Origin of the sequence: Catenuloplanes sp. NPDC051500, assembly GCF_044454585.1 — a bacterium.
Classification (GTDB): Bacteria; Actinomycetota; Actinomycetes; order Mycobacteriales; family Micromonosporaceae; genus Catenuloplanes.
The window spans coordinates 311,608-326,927 of sequence record NZ_JBITDX010000008.1; the positions used below are offsets into that span (position 1 = coordinate 311,608).

General features: G+C 71.6%; 11 protein-coding genes. 9 read left to right on the top strand and 2 right to left on the bottom strand.

Annotated elements, in window-relative coordinates; all coding sequences use genetic code 11:
* Positions 1-69 precede the first annotated feature (69 nt).
* The 9 genes from ACIA8K_RS19030 to ACIA8K_RS19070 all read left to right on the top strand — a co-directional run bounded on the left by ACIA8K_RS19030 (position 70) and on the right by ACIA8K_RS19070 (position 10,877).
* On the top strand, positions 70-705 hold the full coding sequence (locus ACIA8K_RS19030) for a TetR/AcrR family transcriptional regulator (RefSeq protein ID WP_396060622.1): 636 nt from the start codon (positions 70-72) through the stop codon (positions 703-705).
* 339 nt (positions 706-1,044) lie between these two features.
* Positions 1,045-2,667: an ABC transporter substrate-binding protein gene (locus ACIA8K_RS19035; protein ID WP_396060625.1), complete on the top strand. Its 1,623-nt coding sequence runs from the start codon at positions 1,045-1,047 to the stop codon at positions 2,665-2,667.
* A complete protein-coding gene (locus ACIA8K_RS19040) occupies positions 2,664-3,584 on the top strand; it encodes an ABC transporter permease (protein ID WP_396060628.1) in 921 nt (306 codons plus the stop codon). The genes ACIA8K_RS19035 and ACIA8K_RS19040 overlap by 4 nt, the downstream gene beginning before the upstream one ends.
* A gap of 233 nt (positions 3,585-3,817) precedes the next feature.
* Positions 3,818-4,561: an ABC transporter permease gene (locus ACIA8K_RS19045; RefSeq protein ID WP_396060631.1), complete on the top strand. Its 744-nt coding sequence runs from the start codon at positions 3,818-3,820 to the stop codon at positions 4,559-4,561.
* Positions 4,561-6,189, top strand: a complete 1,629-nt coding sequence (locus tag ACIA8K_RS19050; RefSeq protein ID WP_396060633.1) for a dipeptide ABC transporter ATP-binding protein — start codon at positions 4,561-4,563, stop codon at positions 6,187-6,189. Before ACIA8K_RS19045 ends, ACIA8K_RS19050 begins: the two co-directional genes overlap by 1 nt.
* The gene (locus tag ACIA8K_RS19055; RefSeq protein WP_396060636.1) at positions 6,186-7,352 is read left to right on the top strand and encodes an LLM class flavin-dependent oxidoreductase; all 1,167 of its coding nucleotides are present in this window, start codon (positions 6,186-6,188) and stop codon (positions 7,350-7,352) included. The genes ACIA8K_RS19050 and ACIA8K_RS19055 overlap by 4 nt, the downstream gene beginning before the upstream one ends.
* Complete coding sequence (locus ACIA8K_RS19060) at positions 7,349-8,719, top strand: NtaA/DmoA family FMN-dependent monooxygenase (protein ID WP_396060638.1); 1,371 nt, start codon at positions 7,349-7,351, stop codon at positions 8,717-8,719. Before ACIA8K_RS19055 ends, ACIA8K_RS19060 begins: the two co-directional genes overlap by 4 nt.
* Complete coding sequence (locus ACIA8K_RS19065) at positions 8,719-9,771, top strand: LLM class flavin-dependent oxidoreductase (protein WP_396060641.1); 1,053 nt, start codon at positions 8,719-8,721, stop codon at positions 9,769-9,771. Before ACIA8K_RS19060 ends, ACIA8K_RS19065 begins: the two co-directional genes overlap by 1 nt.
* On the top strand, positions 9,768-10,877 hold the full coding sequence (locus ACIA8K_RS19070) for an LLM class flavin-dependent oxidoreductase (RefSeq protein WP_396060643.1): 1,110 nt from the start codon (positions 9,768-9,770) through the stop codon (positions 10,875-10,877). Before ACIA8K_RS19065 ends, ACIA8K_RS19070 begins: the two co-directional genes overlap by 4 nt.
* A gap of 1,016 nt (positions 10,878-11,893) precedes the next feature.
* Here ACIA8K_RS19070 and ACIA8K_RS19075 read toward each other — a convergent pair.
* Positions 11,894-12,790 (bottom strand): LLM class flavin-dependent oxidoreductase, encoded by an 897-nt coding sequence (locus ACIA8K_RS19075; RefSeq protein WP_396060645.1) that lies wholly within the window; start codon positions 12,788-12,790, stop codon positions 11,894-11,896.
* Between the two features lie 46 nt (positions 12,791-12,836).
* Positions 12,837-15,230 (bottom strand): fibronectin type III domain-containing protein, encoded by a 2,394-nt coding sequence (locus ACIA8K_RS19080; protein ID WP_396060646.1) that lies wholly within the window; start codon positions 15,228-15,230, stop codon positions 12,837-12,839.
* Between the last annotated feature and the right edge of the window lie 90 nt (positions 15,231-15,320).

Sequence of the window (15,320 nt, forward strand, 5' to 3'; positions counted from 1 at the left end):
CGAGGCGCCGGGTAGATCTTCCGTGATGCGATCGGTCACACTCGGGTGACCTCGGGGAAGGAGCCGCTCATGGCGCGGTCGGATGCGGCCCGGGTCGCGCTGTTGGACACGGCCGAGCGGCTCTTCGCGGAGCACGGGATCGCGCAGGTCTCCGACCGCCGGGTGGCCGAGGTGGCCGGCAACACCAACCACTCCGCGGTGCGCTACTACTTCGGCGGCCGGGACGGGCTGCTGCGCGCGCTGATCGACAGGCACGTGCGGGAGGTGGGGGAGCGGGGCGCGCGGTGGGCCGAGCCGTCGGACTCGGTGCTCGGCGACATCCGCGGCCTGGTGCTCCCGTCGATGGAGGTGCTGGCCGCGCTGCCCCGGCCGAGCTGGCGGGCCCGTTTCATCGCGCTTGCGTTGCAGGACCCGGCGCTGCGCGACCTGGTCCGGGAGGCGCTGGCCGGCCTGCCGGCGACTGTCGCGCTGCGCCGGTCACTGAAGGGCCGTCTGGCTCACCTGGACCAGGGCGTGGTGGCGGGCCGCTCGACGATGATCGCGTTCGTCGTCACGACCGCCACCGCGGAGATCGAGGCCCGCGCGGAGCGGGACGGCGCGGCGCCCCGCTGGATCGAGGCCGGCGACTTCCTCTCCGATGCCATCTCCGGGATGTTGAGCGCGCCGGTCACCCGGCCCGGCGCGCCGAGTCCGCTCAGCCGTTGAAGTCGGCAGGATTGTGCCCGGACCCTCCGACAGAAATCCGGCAGGCACAAGATCCGGCGGGACACAAGACCAACTAACCCTATCTGCATGATATGAATAGGTCAACGGTTTGAGCCGCTCACGTGCGATAGCCGACAGGCGGGCCGGGTTTCGTTGACACTGCGGCCAGGAGCACGCTGGACTGATCGCATGTGCGGCACGCTGCGGCTCACCATCCGCGGCCACATCGACTTCGGTCGTGTGTGGTCCGCGTCCTGTCCGGCCTGACCTTCCCCCTCACCCGATGAACGGGCTCGATGCCGAGCCCGGGCGAAGCCATGCCTAGGTACAGGAGAACCCATGAGAAGACGTGCATTGCTTGCCGTAAGCCTGCTTGCCCTCACCGCGGGCTGCGGCGGAAGCCCCGCCCCGGCGGCCGGCGCGGGCGAGCCGAGAGCCGGCGGCGACCTCATCTGGGCGGTCGAGACCGAGCCGCTGACGTTCAACCCGCACCAGTACTCGCAGGCGAAGGCGCGCCTGTTGGTCTGGAACTCGTTCGAGGCGCTGTTCACCCACGACGACAAGGGCGACTACGTGCCCTGGCTGGCGACCGGGTACGAGGCCGCGCCGGACGGGCTGAGCTACACCATCACGCTGCGGACCGGCGTGACGTTCCACGATGGAGAGCCGTTCGACGCGAACGCGGTGAAGGCGAACGTCGACCAGCTGCTCGTGGACGGCTACGCGCCCGCGGTCAAGGCGGTGCAGCTGCGCAACCTCAAGAACGTCGAGGTGGTGGACCCGGGCACGGTGCGGATCAACCTCACCCGGCCGGACGTGCTGATCCTCGACTTCCTTGCCACGCCGCAGGGGGCGCAGATCTCGCCGAAGTCGCTCAAGAACGCGAAGAACCTCAAGGCCGGCGGCGTGGACGTGGTGGGCACCGGGCCGTTCGTCCTTGAGTCGTACACGGCGGGGCAGCAGGTGGTCTACCGGAAGAACCAGGCCTACGACTGGGCGCCGGCGACCGCGGGGCACACCGGTGCGGCCTATCTGGACACGGTCACCTACCGGTTCCTGAAGGAGTCGTCGGTGCGGGTCGGCGCCCTCACTTCCGGCCAGGTGCAGGTGATCGAGGGTGTGCCGGCCACCGACGAGCCGCTGATCACGGCGAACAGGCAGCTGCGGCTGGACCGCAGTCTCAACTCCGGCTCGGCCTACGCGTACTACCTCAACGTCGACAACGCGCCGTTGGACGACCTCCGGGTGCGGCAGGCGTTCCGGGAGGCGGTCGACGTGCAGGCGGTGCTCGACTCCGTCTACCGGGGGACCGCGACGCGCGCCTGGAGCATCGTCAGCCCGTCCGGGCGCTTCTACGACAAGGCCTTCGAGGGTACGTACGGCGGTGACGCGGCCAAGGCGAACGCGCTGCTCGACCAGGCCGGCTGGACCACCCGCGACGCCGAGGGCTTCCGCACCAAGGACGGCAGGCGGCTCACGCTGCGGCTGGTGCAGAACGCGCCGTTCGTCCGCGACCGGCGGGACGTGCTCGCGCAGGCGGTGCAGGCCGCGGTCAAGCAGTCGGCCGGCATCGACCTGAACGTGCAGCTCGTCGACCAGGGGACGGCCACGGCCGCGCTCAACGACGGCGAGTACGAGGTGTTCGACAACTCGCGTGCGGACACCGACGCCGGGGCCGCGCTCAACCTGCTGCTGCACTCCCAGGGCGCGATCAACCGTACCCACCTGGACAGCGCGGAACTCGACGCGCTCCTCGACCAGGGCCAGGCCACCGCGGACCCGGCGCAACGGCTGAAGATCTATCAGGACATTCAGCGGTACGTCGTGCAGGACCAGGCGGTCGTGCTGCCGCTCTACGCCCCGCAGGACCAGCTCGCGGCCGCAGCCACGGTCGGCGGGACCGGGTTCGAGCCCACGGCGGGCGTGCCGGCGAGCGCCTACGACGTCTGGCTGGCGCGATGACGGCCGTGCTGCGGCGGCTCGGGGCCGGGATCGTGGTGCTCTGGGCGGCGGCCACCGCGGCGTACGTCGCGCTGCTGCTCGCACCCGGCGACGTGGTCGACAAGATCATCGGTGACGGGGCGGACACGCCGGAGATCCGCGCCGAGATCATCCGCGAGTGGGGGCTGAACCGGCCCGAGGCCGTGCAGTACCTCGACTACCTGTGGCGGATCGCGCGCGGCGACCTCGGCCGCTCCTACATCCTGCAGCGCCCGGTCGCGGACGTGATCGGCGAGCAGATCCTGCCCACGCTGCAACTGGCCGCGCTCGCCGCCCTGCTCGGCGTCGCGCTCGCGCTGCTCGCGGCCATCGCCAGTGCCGGCGACCGGCGCCCGTGGCTGCGCCGGATCCTGTCCACAGGCGAGCTGACAATCGTGTCCACGCCGTCGTTCCTGATCGGGATCGTGCTTCTCACCGCGCTCTCGTTCCGGCTCGGCCTGTTCCCGGTCGCCGGGGACGCCGGGATCGCCGCGCTGGTGCTGCCCGCGGTCACGCTCGCGCTGCCGATCGCCGGGCTGCTCGCCCAGGTGCTCCGGGACGGCCTCGACCGCGCGCTCGCCGAACCGTTCGTGGTCACCGCCCGGGCCCGTGGCCTGCGCGACCGGGCGGTCCTCACCAGGCACGCGCTCCGGCACGCGCTGCTGCCAGCGGTCACGCTCGCGGGTTGGCAGTTCGGGCTGCTGCTTGGCAGCGCGGTCATCGTCGAGTCGGTCTTCGGCCGTCCCGGCATCGGCCGCGTCACGCTCGACGCCGTGACGAGCAGCGACATGCCTGTGGTGCTCGCCGTGGTGATCCTCGCGGCCGCGGTCTACGTCGCGCTGAACACGCTCGCGGACCTCGCCTACCTGATCATCGACCCGAGACTGCGGAGGGCTTGATGACCTGGTCGTCGCTTCGCTCCTCCGGGCTCGGCGCCACTCCCGGCGCCGACACGTCCACCGGTAGACGAAAAGCGTTTCTGCCGCCGGCCGCGCCGACTCTGGTCGCCCGTGCCTCACGTGGGCGGCTGGGCTCCGCGCGGGTCGGGGGAGACTACAGACGAAGGGCGTGGCGAGCCGGTCCGGCGGTCGCGGCCTCCGGGGCGTACCTCCTGCTGATTCTGATCGCGATCGTGGCTCCGCAGCTGCTCGGCGCGGGCGATCCGCTCGCGGCAAACCCGCTCGACGCGCTGCTGCCGCCGAGCGCGGCGCACTGGTTCGGCACGGATCAGCTCGGGCGGGACGTGTTCGACCGGGTGGTGCACGGGGCGCGGCACTCGCTGACCATCGGCGTCACCGCCACGCTCATCGCGGTGGCGAGCGGGGTGCTGCTCGGGCTGCTCGCCGGGCTCGCGCACAGGTGGGCGGACGAGGCGCTGGCCCGGTCGTTCGACGCGCTGTCCGCGTTCCCGATGCTGCTGCTGGCGCTGCTGTTCATCGCGCTCGCCGGGACCGGCACGCTGAGCCTCACGGTGGCGATCGGCATCGCCACGCTTCCGCACTACGCGCGGGTGGTCAGGGCACAGACCCTGCAGATCCGGCAACTGGGGTACGTGACGCAGGCGGTCGCGTTCGGCAGGTCGCGGACCCGGATCGTGGTGCGGCACGTGCTGCCGAACGTGCTCGGGCCGATCCCGGTGGTCGCGATCATCGGGCTCGGCGAGTCGGTGCTCGCCGCGTCCGGGCTCAGTTTCCTCGGCATGGGGCCGCAACCGCCGTCGCCGGAGTGGGGCGCGATGCTCGCGGAGGGCCGCAACTACCTCTCCGTCGCCTGGTGGTCAGGCATCCTGCCCGGCGTCGCGGTCACGCTCACAGTCATCTCACTGACAGTGACCGGCCGCCGTCTCCAGGCCCGCTTCGAAGGACGGGACGCCTGATGACAAGCACGGAGACCGCAGCCCGAGGGCGCGCCGCGAGTGCGGAGCCGGGTACCGGGATGGTCCACGTCGAAGACCTGCACGTCACGTTCGGCGATGTCGAGGCGGTACGCGGGATCAGCTTCAGCATCGCGGAGGGCGAGCGGGTCGCGATCGTGGGCGAGTCCGGATCCGGCAAGAGCGTCACCGCACGCACGCTTGTCGGGCTCGCCGGGCCGCGCGCCACAGTGCGCGCCACCAGGCTGGAGATCGACGGGCGGGACGCCCGCGCGTTCACCGAACGTGACTGGCAGCGGGTACGGGGCCGCACCGCCGGGCTCGTGCTTCAGGACGCGCTGGTGTCCCTGGATCCGCTGCGCCGGGTCGGGGACGAGATCGGTGAGGTGCTTCGCACGCACCGGATCGTGCCCGGCCGCGTCGTCGACGAGCGCGTGGAGGAGCTGCTCACCGAGGTGCACGTGCCGGAGCCGGCCCGGCGTGCCCGGCAGTACCCGCACCAGCTCTCCGGCGGGCTGCGGCAGCGGGCGCTGATCGCCTCCGCGATCGCGGGCGCGCCCCGGCTGCTCATCGCGGACGAGCCGACCACCGCGCTCGACGTGACGGTGCAGGCCGCGATCCTGCGCCTGCTCGCCGCGCGCCGGGACACGCTGCTGCTGATCAGTCACGATCTCGCGGTCGTCTCGCAGCTCGCGGACCGGGTGCTCGTCATGCGCGAGGGCCGGATCGTCGAGGAGGGACCCACCGCGCGGCTGCTCGGCGCGCCCAACCATCCGTACACCCGGCTGCTGCTCGACGCGGTCCCGTCCGACGCCTCCCGCGGCCGGCGCCTCGCACCGCCGGGCGGGCCGCTGCCGCTGACGCCGGAGGTCGCCGCGACGGAGGTCGTGACGGTCAAGAATGCTGTGAAACGGTACGGCGGCCGCACGGTCGTCGACGACGTCTCGCTCACCATCCACAGTGGCGAGATCGTCGGGCTGGTCGGTGAGTCGGGATCGGGCAAGACCACTGTCGCGCAGCTGCTGTTCGGCACTGTGGCACCGGAATCGGGGACGATCGAGTTCGGCGGGCGGCCCTGGTCCGGTGTTCCGGAACGCCGTCGGCGCCCGCACCGCAGGCGCCTGCAGCTGATCTCGCAGGACCCGCTCAGCTCCTTCGACCCGCGTTACCCGGTCGGCCGGATCGTCGCGGAGGCGCTGCCCGGCCGTGGGGCGCGCCGGGCCGAGGTGCTGACGCTTCTCGACCGGGTCGGGCTGGGAGAGGAACACCTGGACCGGTATCCGCGGCAGCTGTCCGGCGGGCAACGCCAGCGGGTCGCGATCGCGCGGGCGCTCGCACCCCGGCCCGCTCTGATCATCTGCGACGAGCCGGTCTCCGCGCTCGACGTGTCGGTCCAGGCGCAGGTGCTCGACCTGCTCGCGGAGCTGCGCGCCCAGGACGGCACCGCCTACCTGTTCATCTCGCACGACCTCGGCGTCGTCCACCACCTCGCGGACCGGGTCCTGGTCATGCACGACGGCGCGGTCGTCGAGCAGGGACCTGTTGGCGACGTCTTCCACCACCCGAAGCACGACTACACGAAGGCGCTGGTCGCGGCGCTGCCGGCCCTCGTCACCGGAGGTAAACCATGATTCATCTGGCCGTGGCCCTGGACGGCGCGGGCTGGCATCCGGCCGCCTGGCGCGCGCACGACACCGCACCCCCGATCTTCACCGCGGACTGGTGGGCCGGGCTGGTCGCGACTGCCGAGCGCGGGCTGCTCGACTTCGTGACCATCGAGGACTCCCTGGGGTTGCAGTCGGAGTCGCCGTTCGCGACAGTGGAACGCACCGACCGGGTGCGCGGGCGGCTTGACGCGGCGCTCATCGCCGCCCGGGTCGCGCCGCTGACCAGCCACATCGGGATCGTGCCGACGGTGACCACCACGCACACCGAGCCGTTCCACATCGCCAGCGCGATCGCCACGCTCGACTACGTCAGCACGGGCCGGGCCGGGTGGCGTCCGCAGGTTTCCGGGCGGGCCGGGGAGGCGGCGCACGTCGGCCGGCGGGACGTCCCGGCCGTCGACGCGTCGGATCCGGAGTCCTACCGCCCGCTGTTCGACGAGGCGGCCGACGCGATCGAGGTGGTGCGGCGGCTCTGGGACAGCTGGGAGGACGACGCGATCATCCGGGACGTGGCCACCGGCCGGTTCGTGGACAACAGGAAGCTTCACTACATCGACTTCGTGGGGGAGCGGTTCAGCGTCAAGGGGCCGTCGATCGTGCCGCGACCGCCGCAGGGGCAGCCGCTTGTGACAGTGCTCGGGCACGCGACCGTGCCGTACCGGCTGGGAGTGCGCGGGGCGGACGTGCTCTATGTGACGCCGCACTCGGCCGTCCAAGCCGCGGAGATCGTTGCCGAGGTGAGGGCGCTCGTGCGGGCCGAGCGCCCCGACGGCGTACCGCTGAAGGTGTTTGGTGATCTTGTGGTTTTCCTTGATCCGAAGCCGGGGGAGGCTGCGCGGCGTCGAGAGCGCCTGGACGCCCTCGATGCGATCGAGTCCGATGCCCAGATCTTCGCGGGTACGCCCGGGGAGCTGGCGGATCTGCTCGTGGAGTGGCAGGCGGCCGGGCTGGAGGGGTTCAGGTTGCGGCCGGGCGTGCTTCCGGACGACCTGACAGTCATCGCGAGTGACCTGGCCGCCGAGCTGCGTGCGCGAGGGCTGTTCCGTAGTGAGTATCCGGGGACGACGCTGCGGGCCACGCTCGGTCTTGAGCGGCCGGTCAGCAGGTATGCGCGGAGCCGGGCATGACGAAGCAGATCATTCTGGCGGCGCACTTCCCGGGCGTGAACAACACGACCGTGTGGACGGATCCGGCGGCCGGGTCGCAGATCGAGTTCTCCTCGTTCGCGCACCTGGCCCGGACGGCTGAGCGGGGCCTGTTCGACTTCCTGTTCCTGGCCGAGGGGCTGCGGTTGCGGGAGCAGCGTGGTGAGATCTACGACCTGGACGTGGTCGGGCGCCCGGACACGCTCACCGTGCTTGCGGCGATCGCGGCCGTGACCACGCGGCTGGGGCTTGCCGGGACGCTCAACGCGACGTTCCACGAGCCGTACGAGCTGGCACGGCAGCTGGCGTCGCTCGACCATCTGTCCGGCGGGCGGGCCGCGTGGAACGTGGTGACGACACCGAACGCGTTCACCGGGGAGAACTTCCGGCGCGGCGGGTTCCTCGACTACGAGGACCGCTACACCCGGGCGGCGGAGTTCATCGCGGCGTCGCGGGTGCTGTGGGACTCGTGGGAGCCGTCCGACCTGGTGGCCGCCGGTGACACCTTCGTGCGTACCCCCTCGCCGGGCTCCTTCGCCTTCAGCGGTTCCCAGTTCGATATCTCCGGCAGTTTCACTGTGCCGCGCAGCCCGCAACGGCACCCGGTCATCATTCAGGCCGGGGACTCGGCGGCCGGGCGGAACTTCGCCGCGGCGTCGGCCGACGCGATCTTCTCGCGGCACAGCACGCTTGAGGACGGGCAGGCGTTCTACGCCGACGTGAAGGGGCGGCTGGCGGCGCACGGGCGGACGCCGGAGTCGCTGAAGATCCTGCCCGCGGTCACCTACGTGCTCGGCGACACCGATGCGGAGGCGCAGGAGAAGGCACACCACATCCGGCGGCAGCAGGTCACGCCGCAGACCGCGATCCGGCTGCTGGAGCAGGTGTGGAACGCGGACCTGTCCACGCTTGACCCGGAGGGGCCGCTGCCGTCGTTCGACCCGGACGTGTCCGCTGAGTCGATCACCCAGGGGCGGACGCGGCTGCACGACGACCCGGTCGCCACGGCGCATCGGTGGCGGGAACTGGCGGCGGCCAAGGGCCTCGGCATCCGGGACCTGATCATCGAGGTGACCGGTCGGCAGTCGTTCATCGGCACACCGGCCGCGGTGGCGGAGTCGGTCAACGAGTTCGTCCAGTCGGACGCGGCGGACGGTTTCATCCTGGTGCCGCACCTGACACCTGGTGGCCTGGACGACTTCGTCGACTCGGTGGTGCCGCTGCTGCAGGAGCGCGGCGTCTTCCGCACTGCCTACCCCGACGGGGGCTCAACATTGCGGTCGCTTCTCGGCTTGCCGGAGACCTCGCCCGCATCGGTCTCCGCCTATCTGAACGGTGGCGACAAGTAATGAAATTTCTTCTTATAACACTCATTACGCATCTGCCGGACCCGCTGACCGGCGTACGGCAGTCGACCACGCAACGCTTCCGGGACGTCGTGGACAACGCGGTGCTCGCCGAGGAACTGGGCTTCGACGGGTACGGCGTGGGCGAGCGGCACGAGCGGCCGTTCATCTCCTCGTCGCCGCCGGTCGTGCTCAGCCACATCGCGGCCCGCACGTCCAGGATCCGGCTCTTCACCGCCGTCACCACGCTCGCGCTGCTCGACCCGGTGCGTGCCTTCGAGGACTACTCCACACTCGACCATCTCTCCGGCGGGCGCCTCGAACTGATCATCGGCAAGGGGAACGGCGCGGCCCAGCGCACGCTCTACCACGTCACGCCGGACGATCAGTGGGACCGCAACCGCGAGTCGTACGAGCTGTTCCGGCAGCTGTGGCGCTCCGACTCGGTGACCTGGTCCGGGCGGTTCCGGCCGGCGCTCGAGAACGCGGAGACCTGGCCGCGGCCGCTGCAACAGCCGATCCGCGTCTGGCACGGCAGCGCCACCAGCCGCGAGTCCGTCGACCTGGCCGCACGCTTCGGTGACCCGCTCTTCTCCGCGAACGTGTCCAACCCGATCGAGCCGTACGCCGAGCTGATCGACTACTACCGCGCACAGTGGGCCCGCTACGGGCACGATCCGGCGGACGCCCTGGTCGGCGCCGGAACCGCGGGCTACTACGCGGCCAAGACCTCACAGGAGGCGGTCGAGGTCTGGCGGCCGATCTTCGAGGCCCGGCAGGCGGCGTTCCAGCGGCTCGGCGTCGCACCGGTCTTCACCTCCGTCGAGGACGCGGTGGAACGCAGCTCCGCGCTCGTCGGCAGCCCGCAACAGATCATCGAGAAGGTGCAGCGGTACCACGAACGGTTCGGGCACGAGGTCATCCACCTGCACGCGGACCGAGACGGGCTCACCGAGAAGCAGCACCGGGCCACGCTCGAACTGTTCCAGAGCGACATCGCACCCGCGCTGCGCGCATCAATCCCCAGCCGGCCGTTCCCCGGGAGCCTCGCATGAGCACACAGCTGTCAGTCCTCGACCTGTCACCCGTACCCTCCGGCGCCGGGGTGGGTGACGCGCTGCGCAACACGCTCGACCTGGCCCGGCAGGTGGAGGCGTTCGGCTACCACAGGTACTGGCTTGCCGAACACCACTTCGCCGCAGGCGTCGCCAGCTCCGCCACCGCAGTGCTTATCGGCGCGGTCGCGGCCGCCACCAGGCACATCCGGGTCGGGTCCGGCGCCGTGCAGGTCGGTCACCAGACCGCACTCGCCGTCGCCGAAGCCTTCGGGACGCTCGACGCGCTCTACCCCGGCCGGATCGACCTCGGGCTGGGCCGGTCGGGGCAACGACGGAAGGAAGGTGCCGGTCCACCGCCGGCCGCGACCGGCGCGCGCGTCGTCGACGGCCTGCTGATCCCGCAGCTGTTCTCGTTCTCCCACCTGCTCGCGTCACCGCGGTTCGCCGCCCTCGGCGCACTGCTGCAGCAGCCCGGCGCGGAGTCCCCCGACTTCGCCGAGCAGGTCGACGACCTTTTTCACCTGCTCCGGGGTACGTACGTGTCCGCGGACGGCTACGACGCGCACGCGGTCCCCGGCGAAGGCGCCGACCTCCAGGTCTGGATCCTCGGCAGCAGCGCCGGGCAGAGCGCCCAGGTCGCCGGCGCGTTCGGCCTGCCGTTCGCGGCCAACTACCACGTCAGCCCGGCGACCGTGCTCGAGGCCGTGGAGGGCTACCGGGCCGCGTTCAAGCCCGGCGTGCTCGACGCGCCCTACGTCTCCGTCTCCGCAGACGTGGTCGTCGCCCCGACCGACGCCGAAGCCCGCGAGCTGGCCTCCCCGTACGGCCTGTGGGTGCGCAGCATCCGCGGTGGAGGCGGCGCCATCCCGTTCCCAAGCCCGTCGGAGGCCGCCGCCCACTCCTGGAGCGACGAGGACCGGGCGCTCGTCGCCGACCGCCTCGACACCCAGTTCGTCGGTTCCCCCGACACGGTCGCCGCCGGCCTGCACACCCTGCGCCATGCCACCGCCGCCGACGAACTCCTGATCACCACAATCACCCACGACCATGCTGCCCGGGTCCGCTCGTACGAGCTCCTCGCCAAGGAATGGCTGCAGTCCTGACCCCGCCTCCGGCCTCCGGAGATTTGCCCGCGCGAGCGACTCTGCTGCCCATTCGCGTGCGGTGGTCTGGGGCTTGACGATCGAAGGGCTGACATCGCGGCCAGGAGTATGGCGGGTCGTTCCAGCTGGTCGGGGGTCTCGCGGCGCCCGGGGCAGCGCGGTCATCGTCTAAGCGGCAGCTGGTCAGGGCAGCTGCGGTCTGGGCGGTCGCACGACCCGGCGCCGAGGCAGCGGGTGTCGCAGGCGGGCCAGTTGATCTCGGCTTGAGCGGTCGCAAGGGCTGGCACTGAGGCCGGGGGCTGGCGGGAGGGCGGTTGATCTGGGCTTGGGTGGTGGCAAGGGCTGGCACCGAAGCCGGGAGCTTGCCCGAAAGGCCAGTTGATCTTGGTTCTCGTGTATCGCCGCGCCAGGTCCACGGCAGTTCGGACGCTCCGCGCCGCGATGGGTTCGCTGTTCGGGATCTCGCGTCCATCTGGCGGGATGCAAGATCCTTGCGGCTCTGGTGGCCCTTATCGCGCTCGGATAAGGGCCACCAGAGCCGCAAGGATCTTGAGGTGAGCCCTACTTGATCTTTCGGCGTCAGGATCCATGCGCCGGGCGGCTCCTATATAACGAAATGTCGGGCGCGCAGCGCCCGAACGCCGACAGTGACCGCGGACCTCAGCGAGGCGGGTCATGAGCGTGGGCGGTGTCCTGACATATTCCGATCCGGTGTGGTTCCGCATTGGTGCTCGGCCCTGAGACCTGCCGAAGTGCCGCGACCAGCCCGCACACCTGCGGACTCGCGGCCTCGGTGCCGGTCCTTGCACGCACCCAGCCGCAGCAGCTGAGACGACAGCCGCGCTGCTCTCCCGCTCCGCAAGCACAACGATCAGCCGAAACGACTCACCCGCCCCAGCTCTGCGATCGTGGTTCCCGAAACGGCCGGACGCGAATGGACAACAGAGTCGGGAGCATCCGGGCCGGACCACCGCGGAAGCGCGAACGGCTGTGGTTCTGCGAATCGGGATCTGTGGTCAGCGTGCGGAGAGGGCCGCCAGCGCGGTGCGGACCTGCGAATCCGGATCGGAGCCGAGCGGCCGGAGAACGACAGTCGTGGCGCCGGCGGCGTGCAGGGCGGCGACCTTGGCCGGGATGTCCGCGGCCGGGCCGATCAGTGTGAAGAGGTCGGCGGGGGCGACGCCGAGCCACTCGGCCTGCCCGGACACCATCTCGCCGGTCTCGGCGGCCGCGCGGCCCGGGTCGTCACCCACGTGCAGGTAGGCGAAGACGATCAGCTCGTGGGACGGCCGGTCGCCGATGGCGCGGCCCGCTTCGATGTGCTCCCGGGCGGCCGCCAGCTCCGCCGGTCCGTTGCCCTCGGCGATGATCGTCCCGTCCGCCACCCGGCCGGAGAGCGCAAGCGACTTCGGCTTGACCACGCCGGTGACGATCGGCGGCACCACGGCCGGCGGGTGGACCAGCCGCACGCCGTCGATGGTGACCTCACGCCCGTGCAGCGTCACCGTCTCACCGGCGAGCAGCCCGCGGGTGGCGACGATCGACTCCTCCAGCCGGGCCAGCGGGGACGCGGGCGCGGCGCCGACCTGGCGCATCCACTCGGTCACCCCGTGGCCGAGCCCGGCGACCAGCCGCTCCGGATAGATGCGGGCGATCGTGGCCAGCTCCATCGCGAGCACAGCCGGGTTCCGCAACGCGACCGGCGCGATGCCGATGCCGACCCGCAGTGTGCGGGTCGCGGCGAGCGCGACTGTCGCCGCACTTATCGCACCGGTCCAGCCGAGATCCTCGACCACCCACAGGTCGTCCGCGCCCAACTCCTCGACTGTCGCGGCGAACCCGGCCAACTCCTCCGGCGCGCGATCCCTGTCGAACATGAACCCGATGCGCGGCTGCGTGTCAGTGTCGGTCACCGTGCCACTGTATTCGCCGCGTGGCCGGCTTCCGAGTGTGGTCGCTTTACCCGCGTGGTCGCGGCTGGACGTAGGTGACGATGACCGGGGGTGCGGCACGGCCGGCCCGGTCGACCGCGCCCGAGCAGGTGGCGGTGAGCCGGCCGGACGGGCCCGGAGTCACGGTGAGCGTGGCGCGGCGGGCCACGCCGGAGACCGTGTCCGTGGTGACACAGGCCGGAGAAACACCGATCAGCCGGGGGTACGGACCGAACGGCGCGAGCCCGGTGACCGTGACCCGCGGGCCGGTCAGATCGATCCTCAGGTCGCGGATCGTGGTGGTGACGGTGTTGCCCGCCAGGTCCGTGGCGGAGGCGGTGACCGTGATCGCCGCGCCCTCGGAGGTTATCCGCCGGTCGGGCGGGCAGACGGCGACGCCGGAACCGCCATCGTCGCAGGTGAAGTGGACAACGGGCGCAGCGGTGTACCAGCCGGACGCGGCCCGCGCACCCAGGACGGTGGCGGTGAGCGTAGGCGCGGTGCTGTCCAGGCTGACACTGATCGTGGCGAGCGCGGAGTTGCCGGCCCGGTCGATCGAGACGCCGGAGAAGGACTGGCCGGCCCCGTCCGTCGCGACCGGGATGTCAGCCGGGCACCAGACGACCCCGGACTCACTGTCGGCACAGCTGAACCGGACGGTCGTGGGGGCGGTGTTCCAGCCGTTCGCACCGGGGGCGGGGAAGAGCGCCGCGGTGATCTGCGGCGGAGTGTCGTCCCGCGACAGGTCGCGCGTGGGCGTGGGAGCAGGCTCGGAGGGCGTGGCGCTCGGCCCGGGACTCGAGCCAGCGGACGGAGTGGCGGGGGACGTGGGCGTCGAGACGACCGGGCTCGGCTCAGACGGCGTCGGGTTCTGGCCGGGAGCCGGCGTCGGGCTCGGATCTTCGGACGGCGAAGGGCTCGGGTCGTCGGACGGCGTCGGGCTCGGAACCTCGGACGGCGACGGGCTCGGGTCGGCCGGGGGAGCCGGGCTCGGGCCGACGACGGGTGTGGGGGTCGGGCTGACCGACGGCGTGGGATCGGTGGAGGGCGCGGGGCTTTCCGCGGGCGCCGGGGCAGACGTCTCCGGCGCACCCGGGCTCATCGAGGGGACGGGACTCGGGGACGGCGAAGCGCTGTCCACAGGCATAGGGCTCTCCGACGGCGTCACGCTCGGAGAAGGCACAGAACCTCCCGGCGGCATCGGGATCACAGAAGGCAGATTCTCCGAGGGCACCGGGCCCGCGGACGGTGTTGAGCTTTCCGACGGCACAGGGCTCTCGGACGGCACAGGGCTCTCGGACGGCGCAGGGCTTCCGGACGGGACAGGGCTTTCGGACGGCGACGGCACCGGGTATTCCGACGGCGTCGGACTGGCAGACGGCGTAACGCTCCCCGACGGCGTCGGGCTCGCGGACGGCACGACGCCCGCGGACGGCTCAGGACTCGGCCCGGCGCTGGCCGGCGGACTCCCCACAGCAGACGGTGACGCCGAGACGGGCGGCGCCACGTACATCCCTACCGTCGTTGTCGCCAGCCCGCTTCCGCCGTACTCGTTGTACGAGCGCACCTGCAACGCCCACGCCTTGCTCGCGTCGAGTGTCAGCACCGCCGCCGTCGCGGGCGCGTCCACCCGCACGGTCGTTGTCGGCGTTCCCACCCCGTACCCCAGCTGGAAATAGGTCGCCGCCGGCTGACTCGCGGCCGGCGTCCAGGACACGTCTACAGTTCCGGGCGCGCCCGCCCGCCGGACCGCGGTCAGCCCGGCCGGATCCGCCGGACGCCACCGCCCGATCGGCGATGTGGCCGTCGCGCATGCGCCCCAGTCGTTCACGGACGTGACCTGCAGCGTGTACGTCCGCGCCGGATCCAACCCCGGCAGACTGTGCGACAGCTCAGTCACCGCCTGATCGGACACCACCGCGTCGTCTGAGTCCCGGGTCAGGTGCAGCCGGTACCCGGTGACCGCCGAATAGCCCGGATGCGAAGGCTCGCGCCAGTAGACCGTGCCGGTCGTCGCGTCGGACCGGCCGGTGGTCATCCCCGGCACCACCCCGGGCGCCAGCGTCTTGACCGTGACATAGCCGGTCCCGGTCCCGCCGCCCAGCGCGTCGACCGCGCTCACCCGCACCTTGTAGGTCACGCACGGATCCGATCCGTCCACCACGTGTCCCGTGGTCCCGGCCGGCAGCGACACCGGCGTCTGCGCCACGTCGTTTCGCAGCACGTCCACCACGTAGTGATCCGCGTCCGGCACCGCTTTCCAGGTGAGCGCGATCTGCTTCGGCGTCGCCCCGGCCCGTACCGCCGCGAACGACTTCGGCGCCGCCGGCACCGCGACGGCGACGCCGGCCAGACCCACGGCAACGGGCAGCGCCAACAGCATGGCGGCGCCGAACACCGCCACCCGTCGCCTGACGCTCATGCATTCTCCGTTTCGCGGTCTGCTGCGAACCCACACCCTCCGCCCTTTCGGTGGCAGCCGGGTTGCGTCCCAGGTGCGACCCGGTTGCCA